This is a genomic window from Bradyrhizobium sp. GW821-FHT12B03 (assembly GCF_058807535.1).
In genome coordinates this window covers 25,531-40,908 of record NZ_JBXAQU010000012.1, presented here as the reverse complement: position 1 = coordinate 40,908, position 15,378 = coordinate 25,531, and the positions used below count along the sequence as shown (strand labels likewise).

The following is a 15,378-nucleotide window of genomic DNA, read 5'->3' as shown; positions in this document are numbered from 1 at the left end:
AGCGAGGGGCTGCGGAGCTATGCGGGATTAACTGTGACCGGCGCCGGAAGTCTCCGTCAGGGCCAGGCTCGTCCCGGGCATGACGGAGCCCGGCTACCGTCCACCCGCCTCGCGGTATTCGGCAACAGTCCGCGCAACGAGATCGCCGACGGCGAGCACATCGGTCACGCCGGACGTCGAGTGCCCGCCGCTCCAGATATCGCGCCAGCGCTTTGGCCGGTTCTCCCGCGCGGTCACATCGATGTCCCTGGCGATGTCGATGGCCCCGCGCGCCGGCAGGTCGTCGGGATCGAGACCCGCGGCCACGATCGACGGCTTCAGCATGTTGGTCTGAAGTCCCGTGAACGCGGTGGTCAGCAGAATGTCGTCGGCGCTGCTCGCGACCAGCATCCGTTTGTAACGGTCATCCGCCATGCTCTCGCGCGTCGCGATGAATTTCGTACCCATATAGCCGAGATCGCAGCCGAGCACTTCCGCGGCATGCAGCGCGCGGCCGTCGCTGATGCCGCCCGCGAGCACGATGATGCCGTCGTAGAACGCGCGCACCGCACGGACGAAGGCGAACGGGTTGAGCCACCCGGTCTGCCCGCCCGCGCCGGCGGTGAGCAGCACGAGCCCATCGGCACCCGCTTCCGCCGCACGTTCGGCGTGGCGGATCGAGGCAACATCCGCCAGCACCAGCGCACCTGCGTCATGCAGCGGCTTCAACACGGGCGCAGGCGAGCCGACCGAGGTGATGACGATCTCCGGCCTGTGCCGTAGCAGCACCGCGAGATCCTGCTCCAGCCGCGCATTGGAGCGGTGCACGATCAGGTTTGGGCAGAGCGGCGCGGCCTTGCGGCCGGTTTGATCTTCATGCTGCCGCAGCCGCGCTTCAATGTCGGTGAGCCATTCGCCGAGTTGTTCCACGCTACGGCAATTCGCGGTGGGAAAGCTGCCGATCACGCCGCTCTGGCAGGCAGCGACCATGAGCTCGACGCCCGATACCAGAAACATCGGCGCAGCGATCAGCGGCAGGGCGAGACGATCGTGGAAACGTTGCAGGTGATCTGAACTCACGCATGCCTCCCTCGCACGGGCTTTGGCGTTCCATCCCGCATTCCCTGTGCTAGCGTTACGGCAAACATTGGCACGCCAGAAGCCGATGACAAAGCAACGAGGAAACATATGTCCGATCCGCTCCACGCATCGTCCCCGACTTGCGCGCAGGCGCTGCGGGCACTGTCGCGCTATCCTGGCCGCACCGCTTTCGCCTGGCCCGGCGGATCGCTGAGCTATCAGGGCACCATCGACCTGATCGGGCGCATCCAGGGCGTGTTCATGCGGCTTGGATTGCAGCCGGGCGCGCGCGTCGCCTTCCTCACTGCGAACCGCGCCGACACCTGGTGCGCGGGTGTCGCCGCGCAATTGTCTCGGCTCTGCGTCACCTGGCTGCATCCTTTGGGATCGCGGGGTGACCAGCTGTTTCAGCTCGAGGATTCCGGGGCCGAGGTGCTGGTGGTCGATGCGGCTGCCTTCCGCGATCGCGGCGGCGAGCTCGCCGCGCAGGCGGACTGGCTCAAGGCGGTCTTCACCATGGGACCGGCAGACTATGGCGTCGACCTCTTGCAGGCGATCGAGATCGAAGGCCATGCCAGCGCGCATTGCCTCGCCGGCCCCGACGATCTCTCCACGCTGAATTACACCGGCGGCACGACCGGAAAATCCAAGGGTGCGCTGCGCTACCATCGCGAAAATGCCGGAGCCGCGGCCGCGATCCTTGCCGACTTCGAGATTCCCGATGGCGCACGCTACCTCACGGTCGCGCCGATCAGCCATGTCGCCGGCACCAAAGTGCTGCCGACCCTGATGCGCGGCGGCACCGTCCACATGCTGAAGGGTTTCGATCCCGAGGCCGTGCTGGCGACGATCACGCGCGAGCGCATCAACTTCACGCTGTTCGTTCCGACCATGATCTACGTGCTGCTCGACCATCCCGCGCTGAGCAGGACCGACCTCTCCTCGCTCGAGCTCGTGCTCTACGGCGCCTCCGCGATGTCACCGAGCCGGCTGATCGAGGGCATCGAACGGATCGGACCGGTGTTCTCGCAGCTCTACGGCCAGACCGAATGCTATCCGGTCTCGGTGCTGCGCAAGGCGGATCACGATCCGAAGACTCCCGAGCTGTTCCTGTCCTGCGGCTTCCCGATCGCGGCCTGCGAGGTCAAGATTATCGACGACAACGACCAGGAGGTGAAGACGGGCGAAGCCGGCGAAATCTGCGTGCGCGCCCCGCATGTCATGGCGGAGTACTGGAAGCGGCCCGACATCACGGCCGAGACGTTGAAGAACGGCTGGGTCCATACCGGCGACATCGCGCGCAAGGACGAGCGCGGCTACATGTTCATCCTCGACCGCAAGAAGGACATGATCGTCTCCGGCGGCTTCAACATCTTTCCGCGCGAGATCGAGGATGTGCTGTCGCAACATGCCGATGTCGCGATGGTCGCAGTGGTCGGCGTCCCCGACGAGAAATGGGGCGAGGCCGTCACCGCCATCGTCGTGCCACGCGAGGGCGCAAAGCCTGATCCGGACGAGCTGATCAACATGGTGCGGACCCGAAAGGGGTCGGCGCACGCCCCCAAGCAGATCCAGTTCGTCAAGCAATTGCCGATGACCGGCGTCGGCAAGGTCGACAAGAAGGTGCTGCGCGCAGGCTTCTGGAGCGGACGGGATCGGATGGTGGGTTAAGGTGTTGGACAGCCGCCGGACTTCAGCGAAGCATCTGATCGAGGCGATCGCGGAGCTGATCCTGATGGTAGGGCTTGGCCAGCCTCGGCAGATCGAGTTGAGACCCCTCGGGCAGCTCGGCATATCCGGTGGCCAACAGAATCGGCAGTGACGGTCGCAGCTGACGCGAGGCAGCCGCCAGTTCGAGGCCGGTCATGCCGGGCATGACGTGATCGGTCACCATCAGGTCGATTTGCTGCCCGCTGCGGATGATATCGAGGGCGTGCAGGCCCGAGCTGACACCGATCACGCGGTGGCCGAGATCCTCAAGCATCTCGGTGGTCGACATGGCGATCAAGGGGTCGTCGTCGACAAAAAGGATGACGGCAGATCGACCGACCTGTCGCTGCACCGGCATCGGCACCTCCGCTTTCGGAAGCTGGGTCGCGACCGGAAGAATCAGGGTCGCCGTGGTGCCAACTCCGACCTTGCTGGAGAGCTGAAGGGCACCGCCGAGCTGTACGGCAAGCCCATGCACCATCGAGAGGCCAAGTCCCGTTCCTTTCCCAAGCGGCTTCGAGGAAAAGAACGGCTCCACTGCCCGCTTCAACGTCTCGGGAGACATGCCTTCGCCATTGTCGATCACGGATAGCGCCAGATAGTGACCCGGCGGCAGCCGCGCCTCCTCGTCCGCCTGCTCGTCGCGGATGCGGATTTCGATCGTGCCTCCATCGGGCATCGCATCGCGCGCGTTGATGGCGAGGTTCAAGATCGCGAGTTCAAGCTGGTTTGAATCGACCCGTGCCGGCGGCACGCGATCCGGAACGTCCAGACGCAGCTCGACCCGAGGACCGAGAGAGCGCTCCAGCAAGTCGCTCATTCCCCTGATCAACATACCGAGATCGACCGCTTCCGCCCGCAGATCCTGCTGACGGGCGAACGCCAGCAGGCGTTGCGTCAACGAGGCACCTCGTTCCGCGCCCTGCAATGCGCCATCGATCAGCCGGCGCAGGCGCGGGTCATCCGGGATGCGCTTGCGCAGCAGATCGAGATTGCCCATCACGGCCATCAACAGATTGTTGAAGTCGTGCGCGACGCCGCCGGTCAACTGGCCGATCGTCTCCATCTTCTGGGCCTGCCGCAATTGATCCTGCGCCTTTTCGCGCGCGGCGACCTCGTTCATCAGATCCGTCGTACGTTGCTCGACGCGCTGCTCGAGCGTGGCCGTGAGCTCGGCGAGCGCGGTTCGCTCGGCAGCAAGCTGGGACAGCAAGTTTTCACGCTCGATCTCGGCGACCTTGCGCGCGGTGATATCGGAGCACACCCCCACCAGCGATTCCACGCTGCCGTCGGGCCGAAACACCGGCCGGGCCCTGACATCGACCCAGTGCTGCGAGCCGTCAGGCCAGATGTTTCGATATTCGATGCTATAATCGCCGCCGCTGGCGACAGCGCGGTCGAACACGGCCTGCCGCCTGGCGCGATCGTCCGGGTGCACGGAATCGACCAGGTCCTGGTAGGAAAATTCCTGTTCCTGCCGTCGCCCGAAGAAGAGCTTGCAGGTGTTCGAGGCTTCGAGCATCAACGACGGAAGCTGCAGTTCCAGCGCGCCGAGCTGACCAGCGCTCAACGCCGTTTGCAGCAAGCCTTCGCTCTCGGTGAGAGTCTCCAGGGTCGCGCGCGACTGGTACTGGCGGCGACGCCCTCTGAGGGCGGCGCCCACGACACTCACCAGCGTGGTCGGGTGAAACGGGCGCTCGATGAAGGTGACGTTTCCCAGCACCAGACCGAGCCGCATGGCGTCGGGATTCCGCTCCGGTCCACCGCCCTGGCGCGTCAGCAGCACAATCGGAAAGTCCGACCATGAGGGCTGTTCGTTCAGCCACCTGACCAGACTGCGCAAGTCTGCGGTCTTCACGGCCTCGTTGGCGATGACGGCGAGCCCCGCACCGGCTGCCATTTCGCGAACGAGCGCATCGAGGTCGGCGCAGACGTCGGCGACAAAGCCTGCCTCACGAATCAAGCTCGCGGCGACATTTGCGTCGCGCCCCGTCGGAGCGAGGACAATGGCACGTTCGGACGTGTCGCCCGGTCTCACGCACCGGGCTCCCTGAGCAGAGGTCTCGTGTCGCCCATGTAAACGGGCACACCGCGCAACACGCCCTGGAATTCCTCGAGAGGCTCGCCGATGGCCAGACCGCGATTGCTGATGCGGAACTCGCGAATGGTCGATTCATGCTGGCCCATTCGCTTCTTGATAACGGATATCGCGCGCCGCACGCTGCCCAGCGCCTCGAAATAGCGGAGCAGAATGACCGTATCGGCGAGATAGGTGACGTCGACCGGCGCCTTCATGTCACCGACGAGGCCGTGCTGGGCCACGGTCATGAATGTCGCAGCACCGCGGCGATTGAGGTACTGCAATAGTTCGTGCATGTGGAGGATGAGCGAATTTTCCTCGGGCATGGCAGCCTGATAGCCATTGAGACTGTCGATCACGACGGCCTTGATCCCCTCCTCGTCAACCCGCTTGCGAACCATATGGGCGAATTCCCCTGGGGAGAGTTCGGCCGCGTCGACTTGTTCGATCGCGAGGCTGCCGTTCCGTCGCAGCGCGTCGAGATCGATTCCGATGCCCTTCATGCGCGAGAAAAGCAGACCGAGCTCCTCGTCGAACACGAACAGGGCCGCCTTCTCTCCCCGCGCCACCGCCGCGACGGCGAACACGATTGCTATGAGCGATTTGCCCGTACCCGACGGTCCGAGAACGAGCGTGCTCGAGCCCGATTCCACACCTCCACCCAGCAACTGATCGAAGCCCGCAATACCGCTGGAAAAAGTGGTGCGCCGCAGATCGGCGCGATGCTCGGAAGCAACCAGCCTCGGAAACACATTCAGGCCGCCCGTCGTGATGGTTGCGTCGTGATAACCGCCGCGAAACTTCGTGCCGCGATACTTGATGACGCGCACGCGGCGGCGCTCCGCGCCATAATCCGGAGCGAGCTCTTCAAGGCGCAGAACCGCGTGCGCGACGCTGTGGACCGTCTTGTCTGCGACATCGGCCGTGAGATCATCGAGCAGCATCACGGTCGTATTGAACCTGGAGAAATAGTGCTTGATGGCCAGGATTTGCCGGCGATACCGCAACGAACTCTGGGCGAGAAGCCGGATTTCCGAAAGACTGTCGAGCACGACGCGGTGCGGCTTGATCCGCTCGACCGCCTCGAAGATCTGCTTGGTCGTCTCGCCGAGTTCGAGATCGGACGAGTAGAGAAGGCTCTGCTGTTGTTCGGAATCGAGGAGGCTCTCCGGGGGCAGCAGTTCGAAAACGGTAATTCCCTCGTCCAGCGTCCAGCCGTGCGAAGCAGCGCCATCGCGCAGCTCGCGCTCGGTCTCCGACAATGTGATGTACAGGCATCTCTCGCCGGCCTTGGTGCCTTCTCGCAGGAATTGCAGCGCCACCGTCGTCTTGCCCGTACCGGGCGCGCCCTCTACGAGAAACACATGCCCGCGCGACAGCCCGCCGGACAGGATGTTGTCCAGTCCCCAAACCCCGGTTTGGGCCCTTCCCGAAAATTCCTTAATCGAAGTCATATTTCCCTCTACGGGGAATAAAACCGGGAATGGAACAATCGGTTCCGGTCTCGGCGGTCACGACCTATGCAGACAGGACAGGGAACATTTCAGCGACGAGGTGGAACGATCCATACGACGCCAGTGAAGACGGCTGTCGACGTGGATGGTCCTACCGCTTCTCGATCACCAGGCTCTGCACCGCGCGGCCGAAGTAACCTTGGCGGTCGGCCAGCCGCGACATCGCGAGCCCTGCGCCATCCGGGCCGATCCAGGATTCGCCGTCGAGCAGGATCCACTCGCCGACCGGCTGGCGCGCAAAGCTCACGGTGAGGTCGGCGTTGATGTAGGTCCAGGCACGGAAGTCGAGCGTCGAGGCGGTGCCGTTGGAGAAATCGGCGGCGACCACGGCACGCATGGCCTGCGAGATCGCTTCGCCCTCGATCAGGGGATGGTCGACGCGAAACCAGATCGCGCCGGCACCGGCCTGGCCGAAGCGGCCGCGTGCGGCACGCATCGAGACCGATCGCACGAACGGACTGGTCGCGGCGTGGCCGTCCTCGACCAGCGAGTCCTCGGGCGGGGGCAAGGTGACCGGCAGATCCTTGACGTCATCCGGCAGCGTCTGCGCCTGGTTCTTGATCTTGAGCACCGTGGCGCCAACGACCTGCACGCCATCGGCCAGGAGCTTCACTTCGCAGAGCTGGATCTTGCGACCCTCGCGCAAGACCTCGGTCGCAATCGTAAGCGGCGCCACGGGGACCGGGCGCATCAGATCGATGGTGACGCGTGCGATCACCATCGGCACCGGCGTCGGAATGCGTTCGGCCGCCCACGTCACCAGCGACGCCGGCGCCGAGCCATGCTGCATGCGCCGGTCCCAGGGACCGGCGGCATCAGGGCCGGTGATGACGCTGTTGCCGTCGACGCGATAGATGGGGGGCATCGCTCAATCTCTGCTGGCGGAAACGCTAGGAGCCCAAAATCAGGTGTCGTCCCGGCGGAGGCCGGGACGACGAATGACATATCGTGCGCCAAGCGGCCATTCTTCACAACGGCGGGTCAACCGCCTCGTCGTATTCCTTCTTGAAGCGCGCGATCAACTCGGCGGCAGGCAGAACCTGGTCGACGCTGCCGATGCCCTGGCCCGAGCCCCAGATCTCCTTCCAGGCCTTCGGCTTGGCGCGCTCGCCTGAGGCGTCGGTGCCGAAATTCATCTTGGACGGATCGGAGGTCGGCAGGTTTTCCGGATCCATGCCGGCGGCGAGGATCGAGGGCTTCAGGTAGTTGCCGTGGACGCCGGTGAAGAGGTTGGAATAGACGATGTCGTCGGCCGTCGAGCCCGCGATCATCTCCTTGTACTTCTCGACCGCGTTGGCTTCCTTCGTCGCGATGAAGGCCGAGCCGATATAGGCGAAATCGGCACCCAGGACGCGCGCCGCGCGGATCGCCTTGCCGTTGCCGATCGCGCCCGACAGCGCGATCGGGCCATCAAACCACTTGCGCGTTTCAGCAACGAAGGCGAGCGGCGAGATCGTGCCGGCATGGCCGCCGGCGCCGGCTGCGACCAGGATCAGGCCGTCGGCCCCCTTCTCGATCGCCTTGTGCGCGAATTTCTGGTTGATCACGTCGTGGAAGACGATGCCGCCCCAGCCGTGCACGGCCTGGTTCAGCTCCTCGCGCGCGCCGAGCGAGGAGATGATCATCGGCACCTTGTACTTGGCACAGAGCTGCATGTCGTGGTCGAGCCGGTTGTTCGACTTGTGCACGATCTGATTGACCGCGAACGGCGCCGACGGCTTGTCCGGATGCGCGCGGTCATAGGCCGCGAGCTCCTCGGTGATCCGCGCCAGCCATTCGTCGAGCAGCTCCGGCGGGCGGGCGTTCAGCGACGGAAACGAGCCGACCACCCCCGCCTTGCACTGCGCGATCACGAGATCGGGCACCGAGATGATGAAGAGCGGCGAGCCGATCACGGGGATCGAGAGGCGTCCCTTGAACAAGGCAGGCATGGACATTGCGGAGCGATCCTCTGTTGGCGGACGAATTGAAGGTTGGCTGCCATACCAACAAGGCAATCTTTCCACTGTCAAGTATTGCGTTGTGACGCCGCAGCAGACGCCGTTACCGCAATTCCGATGCACGGAATTCTTCACCTCTCCCTATGGGAGAGGTGCGGCACCATCAACGCTGCAAAAGCTCACCCAATCAAATCCGGATTGATCAGCCGCTCGAACGAGAACATCTCGTCCCACTTCTCCTGCGTCAGCAGCTTGCGCTCGGTCACGACGATCTGGTGCAGCGACTTGCCGCTCTTGTAGCCCTCGCGCGCGATCTCGGCACATTGCTTGTAGCCGAGCAACGGCTTCAGCACCGTGACGATACCGAGCGAGTTCAGCACCATGTTGCGGGTGTGTTCCGCGTTGGCGGTGATGCCGACGACGCAGTTCTCGCGCAGGCTGTTGACCGCGCGCTCCATGGTGCGGATCGAGAAGAACAGCGCGAACGAGATCACCGGCTCCATCACGTTGAGCTGGAGCTGACCGGCGCTTGCTGCCAGCGTCACCGTGGTGTCGAGGCCGATGACGAGGAAGCTGGTCTGGTTGACGACCTCGGGGATGACGGGGTTGACCTTGCCCGGCATGATCGAGGAGCCCGGCTGGAGCTGCGGCAGGTTGATCTCGTTGAAGCCGGCGCGCGGACCCGAAGCCAGCAGGCGGATGTCGTTGCAGATTTTTGTCAGCTTGCTCGCGGTGCGCTTCAGCACGCCGGAGAGCTGCACATAAGCGCCGGTGTCCGACGTCGCCTCGACGAGATCGCCGGCGAGGATGAAATCGACCCCGGTCAGCGCGCTGAGATGCCGGACGGCGAGCTTGGGATAACCGTGCGCCGCCGTGACGGAGGTGCCGATCGCGGTCGCGCCGAGATTGATCTCGCGCAGCAGCGCCCGCGCCTCGGAGATGCGATCGACCTCCTCGCCCATGGTGGTGCCCCATCCCCGGAATTCGGCGCCGAGCGACATCGGCACGGCGTCCTGAAGATGCGTGCGGCCCATCTTCAGCACGCGATCGAACTCCCTGCCCTTGGCGAAGAACGCCTCCTGCAGTTGCCGCAGCGCCGTCATGTAGCTTTCGAGCCGCAGGATCAGCGCCAGCCGAAAGGCGGTCGGATAGGTGTCGTTGGTCGACTGGCCGTAGTTCACATGATCGTTCGGGCTGACATGCTGGTAGTCGCCCTTGCTGAAGCCGAGCGATTCCAGCGCGAGGTTGGCGATCACCTCGTTGGCATTCATGTTGGTCGACGTGCCGGCGCCGCCCTGGATGAAGTCGGTGACGAACTGATCCATCATGTCGCCCGCAATCACGCGGTCGCAGCCGAGAATGATCGCATCGGCCACCTTGGCGTCGATCGCGCCGAGATCGCGATTGGCCATCGCCGCGGCCTTCTTCACGTAACCGAGCGCCTTCACGAAGTAAGGCTCCTGGTTCATCGGAATGCCGGTGATGTGGAAGTTCTCCTTCCCGCGGATGGTCTGGACGCCGTAGTAAATGTCGTCGGCGATCTCACGCTGTCCGAGGAAATCCTGCTCCGTACGGCTCATGGGCACTCCTTGTTGCATGCGCGCGAGGCCTTCATGTCAGTTCTGGCACAGCGCGCTGGTCACGAAAGTATCGGTGCGGCAGTCGTCCGGTTTGCGTTGCCTGCCCGGGATGAGAACCTTGGCCGAGCATTTCTCGGCAGAGTCGGCGTTGAGGCTCTTGCCTTCCTTGTAGCCCTTGCCCTGGCAGAGCTGGTCGGCGGCCTGCTTGCAATCCGGCGCGCCGTTCGACGAGACCGGGCAGGCCACGCGACCCGAAACCATGGTCGAGGGCTTGGCCAGCCGCGACAGGTCGTTCATCGTCTCACCAGGGCTTTTGATCGTCGGCAGGATCGAGGGCAGCTTGTCGAACAGCTTGCCCATTTCGTTGATCAGCCCGGAATTCTCCTCGCGCTCCGGCGGCGCCGAGGGAGCCGGTGTCGACGGCGGCGGCACGGCCTGCGGCCCTTGCTCCCGGAGGCCGAGCGCCGGCGGCGAAGATTGCGGCCATCCGGTCCCGCCGGCACCGAGCAGGAGCGATAGCACCGCAAATGTCAGCGTCCCCAGTCGCAGGACCGGATTGCCGGATCGAACCATCATGGCGGCAAGCGTAGCCGAAGCCGGCCCGGCGGCAAAGCCGCCAAGCCGTTAGATCAGCTTGATGGCGATGACGAAGCCGAGCACCAACGCCGCGGCTCCGACCGCCACCACGAGACCGAGATGCTTCTCGATCTTGACGCGGATCCAGTCGCCATAGCGATTGAGCAGGATCGCGACGATGAAGAAGCGTCCGCCGCGCGCAATGACGGAGAACAGGACGAATAGAAGCAGATTGTATCCGGCAAAGCCGGATGTGATGGTGACGAGCTTGTACGGGATCGGCGTCAGCCCCTTGAGCAGGATGATCAGCGCGCCCCATTCGGCATATTTGGCACGGAAGCCGTCGACCTGATCGCCGAGCCCGTAGAGCTGGATCAGCCAATGACCCAGCGAGTCGTAAAGCAGCGCGCCGATGGCGTAGCCGAGGATGCCGCCCAGCACCGAGGTCGCAGTGCAGACGGCGGCATAGAGCCAGGCGCGCTGCGGGCGCGCCAGGGACATCGGGATCAGCATCACATCCGGCGGGACCGGAAAGAAGGAGCTTTCGGCGAAAGACACGATGCCCATGATCCAGAGCGCATAGGGCTTGTGGGCGGCGTCGATGCACCAGTCGTAGATACGTTTCAGCATGGCGCCGCGATGAAGCACCATGGGACGGATTTGTCCATGCCGAGATTGAGGCGAATTATGACGGTTCTAGTGGCGCTTGCGCGCGGCGCGCCCCTCGAGCGCGACAATTGGCCGCCTCGCGGCGACGCGCGGTGACGCAACTTTGGGCAGCTTCATCGCCGACTTCGGCAGCTTCTCGGCAATGCCGAGCATGTCTTCCCGCCGCGTCATCTCGCGCCAGACGTCCTCTGGGCGCACGCCGGCCGAGGCCCAGAGCACGGTGAGATTGTAGAGCAGATCGGCGCTTTCCCGGACCACGGCATCGGTGTCGCCATTGACGGCATCGATGACGACCTCGATGGCCTCCTCGGCCAGTTTCTTCGCCATTTTGGAGGGGCCGCGCTGAAACAGCCGGGCGGTGCGCGATGTTGCCGGATCAAGGTCTCTGGCCGCGAGTACAGCCAGATATAGCCGCTCAAGCGAATCACTCATGGTACTCAAAACTACTCTAAACCAATGGCGAGCGCGTTAACGCCCGGCAATAAAAGCAGAAAACAGGCCGCCGCGGCAAGTGCGACGGCCTGTTTTGGAGAACCTTGGTCAACCTTTGGTAGCCACGGCTAGTAGCAGTTGGTGTGATAGCCTTGGCCGCAGAGCTCCGAGGGGGCCGTACCGCCGTAGCGCTGATACTGGTAGTTCGGGCCCGGACCGTAATAGGGGCCGTTGCCGTAATAAGCAGGGCCGCTGTAATAGGCGGGACCGCCATAATAAGGACCGTCGTCGTAGGCGTAGGCGTTGCGGGTCGCGGCGATCGCAAGGCCGGTGCCGACGATGCCGGCAAAGGCCGCGGCAGCCGCGGCGCCACCGCCACCATGATGCCAGTGACGACCGCCGGCGTATGAGGCGGTCGGGGCGACCGCAGTCAGCGCCAGCACCGCGGCGGTGGCGAGAACGGCCTTGCGGCCGGCAAGTCTCGAAAATCTGTCAAACATGTCTGGACCCTCCTTGGGACCTCGAATGGTGCCTGTAGACAGGCTCATGTCCTTCAAACACCCACGTCCCATGTTGGGTTCCCCAACCCCAACACAAGCTGAACGCGGTTGCGTAATCATGACGCAACCGTCGCTCATCCGCCGTTCATGTTGGCGCGCGCAGGGTCCGCGCCGGCCGGCGCTGCGAGCGTCACGAAACCACAACAATGCGGGACCGGCGCAACCGATGTCGGGATTCAAGACGATCATCCTTCGTTGCCTGCTGGCCCTCTCGATCTCGCTTGCGACACTGACCGCACGCGATGTCACGGCGGCCGAGAACGCCGCGCCATCCGCCGCGATCCACTTCACCTTCGACCGTCCGATCGATGCGAGCATGGCGCCGTTCTTCCTCGCCGCGAAGGACGGCAAGTTCGGCGCCGAGCATCTCAACGTCTCCTTCAACACCGCGCCCGGATCGCCGGAGACGCTCGCGCGCGTCGCCAAGGGCGACAGCGAGCTCGCGCTCGTCGACATCAACGAGCTCATCCGCTTTCGCGACAAGGACGATGCGGCACCGGTCAAGGCGGTGTTCATGCTGTTCAACCGCGCACCCTACGCGATCGTCGCACGCAGGAGCCGCGGCATCCATCTGTTGCCCGATCTCGACGGCAAGACCGTCGGCGTCGCCGACAGCGATCTGTCGATGCGGCTGTGGCCGGCGCTGGCGCGGCAGAACGGCATCAACGTCTCGCGCATCAAATTCCACAAGATAAGCGCGGCGGTGCGCGAGCCGATCCTGTCCGCGGGACAGGTCGATGCCGTCGCCGGCTTCAGCTATCTCTCGGCGGTGAACCTGCGCGACCGCGGCGTGCCCGGCGGTGATCTCGTGGTGCTGCGTTATGCCGACTATGGCTGCGAAGCCTATGGCTTTGCCGTGGTGGCCAACCCTGCTTTCGCCGCGGCAAAACCGGACGCGGTGAAGGGTTTTGTCCGCGCCTTGATCGCCGGCATCAACGCAACGGTCAAAGAGCCGGCGCGTGCGGCGACCGAGGTCGCGAGCCGCATCGACGACGGCGATCGTGATCTGGAGCTGGAGCGCCTGCGCACCGTGCTCGTCGACAACATCCTGACCGACGAGGTCAGGCGCGACGGCCTCGGCGGCGTCGACCCGGTGCGCCTGGAGCGCTCGATCGACCAGATCGCCCAGGACTTCAAATTTCGCAAGAAGCCGGTAGCGGGGGATATCTTCGATGACCGGTTCCTGCCGCCGGTCGCGGGGCGGCTGATCAATTGAGCAAAACTGATAGCTTCCGCTGTATCTCGCGGGCGATCCCTGCTTAGAATACGGACCCTGCTATCCGCCCGAGTTGCTCGCCGCATGTCCATTTTCAGCCTCTATACCCGCGTTCTCGAGTTGCTCGGCAAGGAGGCGCGGCTGGGCTGGCTGCTGGCGTTTGCCAATCTCCTGCTCGCCGCCTCGCAATTCGCCGAGCCCGTCCTGTTCGGCCGGATCGTCGACGTGCTCTCCGGCAAGTCGGTCGCCGGCTCGAACTCGGCATGGCCGTTCCTGCTTGCCTGGGTCGCGTTCGGGCTGTTCACCATCGTCTGCAACGCGGTCGTTGCGCTGCAGGCCGACCGGCTGTCTCACCGCCAGCGCCAGGCGGTGCTGACCGACTATTTCGAGCACATCCTGCAACTGCCGCTGACCTTCCATTCCGGCACCCATTCGGGCCGGCTGATGAAGGTGATGCTGAACGGCACCGATGCGTTGTGGCGGCTGTGGCTCGGCTTCTTCCGCGAGCACTTTGCCGCGATCCTCTCGGTCGTGGTGCTGCTGCCGCTGTCGCTCTATCTGAACTGGCGGCTCGCGATCCTGTTGTTCGTGCTCTGCATCGTCTTCACTGCGCTGACGACCTTCGTCGTGCGCAGGACCTTCGGCATGCAGATGGCGGTCGAGGAGCACTACAGCGAGCTTTCCGCGCGCGCCTCCGACGCGCTCGGCAATGTCGCGCTGGTGCAGAGTTTTGTCCGCGTCGAATCCGAGGTGCAGGGATTGCGCTCGGTCGCCAATCAGTTGCTCGAAGCCCAGATGCCGGTGCTGTCGTGGTGGGCGCTCGTCACCGTCATCACGCGGGCCTCCACCACCATCACGGTGCTCGCGATCTTCACACTCGGCATCGCGCTGCACGACCAGGGGCTGACCTCGGTCGGCGAGATCGTGATGTTCGTGAGCTTTGCGACGCTCCTGATCCAGAAGCTCGAGCAGGTCGTGAGCTTCATCAACAACGTGTTCATGGAAGCGCCGCGCCTGCGCGAGTTCTTCAACGTGCTCGATGCCGTCCCGGCGGTCCACGACCGTCCCGACGCGATCGATGCCGGACGCCTGTCCGGCCTCGTCGAGTTCAACGACGTCACCTTCTCCTATGACGGCAAGCGGCCGGCGGTCGAGGATCTCTCCTTCACCGCGCTGCCCGGCCAGACCATCGCGCTGGTCGGCCCGACCGGCGCCGGCAAATCCACCGCGATCGCGCTGCTGCATCGCGCCTTCGATCCGCAATCCGGCTTCATCAGGATCGACGGCATGGATGTGCGCGGCGTCACGCTGACATCGCTGCGGCGGAACATCGGCGTGGTGTTCCAGGAGGCGCTGCTGTTCAACCGTTCGATCGCGGAGAATTTGCGCGTCGGCAAGCCGGATGCGACCGAGGCCGAGATGCGCAAGGCGGCCGAGCGCGCGCAGGCGCTCGAATTCATCGAACGCAGCGGCGGCTTCGAGACCAATGCCGGCGAGCGCGGTCGCATGCTCTCCGGCGGCGAGCGGCAGCGGCTGTCGATCGCGCGTGCGCTGCTGAAGGACCCGCCGATCCTGATCCTGGACGAGGCGACCTCCGCGCTCGACGCCGTCACCGAGGCCAAGGTGAATGCCGCTCTCGACGAAGTGATGAAGGGCCGCACCACTTTCGTGATCGCCCACCGCCTTTCCACCATCCGCAATGCCACGCGGATCCTGGTGTTCGAGAACGGACGCGTGATCGAAAGCGGAACTTTCGATGAACTCGTGGCCAAGGGCGGCCATTTTGCCGAACTCGCCAGGGCCCAGTTCATGGTCCACGAGAACGCACGGGCCAGCGTGACGGCGGCTGAGGCTATCGCGACTGCGGCCAAATCTCCTTAGCAAGTCCCGGTAGGACCGCCGAAATTCGGCCTATTTCATTGCGGAATACCGCTCCGAAACCCCTATTCTCGACGCAACAGCCGGTATAGGTTTGCGACGCCGCAAGCGGCGGCGCCGGAATTCAAAAACCGAAACTCAGATCACGAGAACCGTCGGGAACC

13 protein-coding genes are annotated in these 15,378 nt (G+C 64.3%); 3 read left to right on the top strand and 10 right to left on the bottom strand.

Annotation, left to right across the window (positions count from 1 at the left end; genetic code table 11):
- Positions 1-93: 93 nt before the first annotated feature.
- Positions 94-1,059, bottom strand: a complete 966-nt coding sequence (locus AC1RUR_RS22500) for an NAD(P)H-dependent flavin oxidoreductase (RefSeq protein WP_492847959.1) — start codon at positions 1,057-1,059, stop codon at positions 94-96.
- A 108-nt stretch (positions 1,060-1,167) separates the two neighbouring features.
- Between AC1RUR_RS22500 and AC1RUR_RS22495 the strand changes: the two genes are divergently transcribed.
- Entirely contained in the window at positions 1,168-2,730 is a 1,563-nt protein-coding gene (locus AC1RUR_RS22495) for an AMP-binding protein (protein ID WP_492847957.1), read from the top strand.
- A gap of 22 nt (positions 2,731-2,752) precedes the next feature.
- Here the strand turns inward: AC1RUR_RS22495 and AC1RUR_RS22490 are convergent, their stop codons facing one another.
- From AC1RUR_RS22490 to AC1RUR_RS22450, 9 genes are all read right to left on the bottom strand, one after another.
- Complete coding sequence (locus tag AC1RUR_RS22490) at positions 2,753-4,432, bottom strand: ATP-binding protein (RefSeq protein ID WP_492847955.1); 1,680 nt, start codon at positions 4,430-4,432, stop codon at positions 2,753-2,755.
- Between the two features lie 371 nt (positions 4,433-4,803).
- The gene (locus AC1RUR_RS22485; RefSeq protein ID WP_492847953.1) at positions 4,804-6,303 is read right to left on the bottom strand and encodes an ATPase domain-containing protein; all 1,500 of its coding nucleotides are present in this window, start codon (positions 6,301-6,303) and stop codon (positions 4,804-4,806) included.
- 151 nt (positions 6,304-6,454) lie between these two features.
- Positions 6,455-7,228 (bottom strand): thioesterase family protein, encoded by a 774-nt coding sequence (locus AC1RUR_RS22480; RefSeq protein WP_492847951.1) that lies wholly within the window; start codon positions 7,226-7,228, stop codon positions 6,455-6,457.
- A 103-nt stretch (positions 7,229-7,331) separates the two neighbouring features.
- Complete coding sequence (locus AC1RUR_RS22475) at positions 7,332-8,300, bottom strand: NAD(P)H-dependent flavin oxidoreductase (protein WP_492847949.1); 969 nt, start codon at positions 8,298-8,300, stop codon at positions 7,332-7,334.
- Between the two features lie 182 nt (positions 8,301-8,482).
- On the bottom strand, positions 8,483-9,883 hold the full coding sequence (locus AC1RUR_RS22470) for an aspartate ammonia-lyase (protein WP_492847947.1): 1,401 nt from the start codon (positions 9,881-9,883) through the stop codon (positions 8,483-8,485).
- Positions 9,884-9,919: 36 nt separating this feature from the next.
- On the bottom strand, positions 9,920-10,459 hold the full coding sequence (locus AC1RUR_RS22465; protein WP_492847945.1) for a hypothetical protein: 540 nt from the start codon (positions 10,457-10,459) through the stop codon (positions 9,920-9,922).
- 48 nt (positions 10,460-10,507) lie between these two features.
- A complete protein-coding gene (locus AC1RUR_RS22460; RefSeq protein WP_492847943.1) occupies positions 10,508-11,110 on the bottom strand; it encodes a YqaA family protein in 603 nt (200 codons plus the stop codon).
- A 45-nt stretch (positions 11,111-11,155) separates the two neighbouring features.
- A complete protein-coding gene (gene hisE, locus AC1RUR_RS22455; protein ID WP_492847941.1) occupies positions 11,156-11,560 on the bottom strand; it encodes a phosphoribosyl-ATP diphosphatase in 405 nt (134 codons plus the stop codon).
- 128 nt (positions 11,561-11,688) lie between these two features.
- Positions 11,689-12,060, bottom strand: a complete 372-nt coding sequence (locus AC1RUR_RS22450; protein WP_492847939.1) for a hypothetical protein — start codon at positions 12,058-12,060, stop codon at positions 11,689-11,691.
- 226 nt (positions 12,061-12,286) lie between these two features.
- On the opposite strand from AC1RUR_RS22450, the gene AC1RUR_RS22445 reads away from it, so the two are divergent.
- Together AC1RUR_RS22445 and AC1RUR_RS22440 are read left to right on the top strand one after the other, a co-directional pair.
- Positions 12,287-13,336, top strand: a complete 1,050-nt coding sequence (locus tag AC1RUR_RS22445; RefSeq protein WP_492847937.1) for an ABC transporter substrate-binding protein — start codon at positions 12,287-12,289, stop codon at positions 13,334-13,336.
- Between the two features lie 84 nt (positions 13,337-13,420).
- Positions 13,421-15,217 (top strand): glucan ABC transporter ATP-binding protein/ permease, encoded by a 1,797-nt coding sequence (locus AC1RUR_RS22440; protein ID WP_492847935.1) that lies wholly within the window; start codon positions 13,421-13,423, stop codon positions 15,215-15,217.
- Positions 15,218-15,378 lie beyond the last annotated feature (161 nt).

Bases quoted from the DNA above. Each gene is read 5' to 3' on its own strand.
- AC1RUR_RS22495 (WP_492847957.1), top strand. From the start codon at position 1,168: ATGTCCGATCCGCTCCACGCATCGTCCCCGACTTGCGCGCAGGCGCTG.
- AC1RUR_RS22485 (WP_492847953.1), bottom strand. From the start codon at position 6,303: ATGACTTCGATTAAGGAATTTTCGGGAAGGGCCCAAACCGGGGTTTGG.
- AC1RUR_RS22480 (WP_492847951.1), bottom strand. From the start codon at position 7,228: ATGCCCCCCATCTATCGCGTCGACGGCAACAGCGTCATCACCGGCCCT.
- AC1RUR_RS22475 (WP_492847949.1), bottom strand. From the start codon at position 8,300: ATGTCCATGCCTGCCTTGTTCAAGGGACGCCTCTCGATCCCCGTGATC.
- AC1RUR_RS22470 (WP_492847947.1), bottom strand. From the start codon at position 9,883: ATGAGCCGTACGGAGCAGGATTTCCTCGGACAGCGTGAGATCGCCGAC.
- AC1RUR_RS22465 (WP_492847945.1), bottom strand. From the start codon at position 10,459: ATGATGGTTCGATCCGGCAATCCGGTCCTGCGACTGGGGACGCTGACA.
- AC1RUR_RS22460 (WP_492847943.1), bottom strand. From the start codon at position 11,110: ATGGTGCTTCATCGCGGCGCCATGCTGAAACGTATCTACGACTGGTGC.
- hisE (WP_492847941.1), bottom strand. From the start codon at position 11,560: ATGAGTGATTCGCTTGAGCGGCTATATCTGGCTGTACTCGCGGCCAGA.
- AC1RUR_RS22450 (WP_492847939.1), bottom strand. From the start codon at position 12,060: ATGTTTGACAGATTTTCGAGACTTGCCGGCCGCAAGGCCGTTCTCGCC.
- AC1RUR_RS22445 (WP_492847937.1), top strand. From the start codon at position 12,287: ATGTCGGGATTCAAGACGATCATCCTTCGTTGCCTGCTGGCCCTCTCG.
- AC1RUR_RS22440 (WP_492847935.1), top strand. From the start codon at position 13,421: ATGTCCATTTTCAGCCTCTATACCCGCGTTCTCGAGTTGCTCGGCAAG.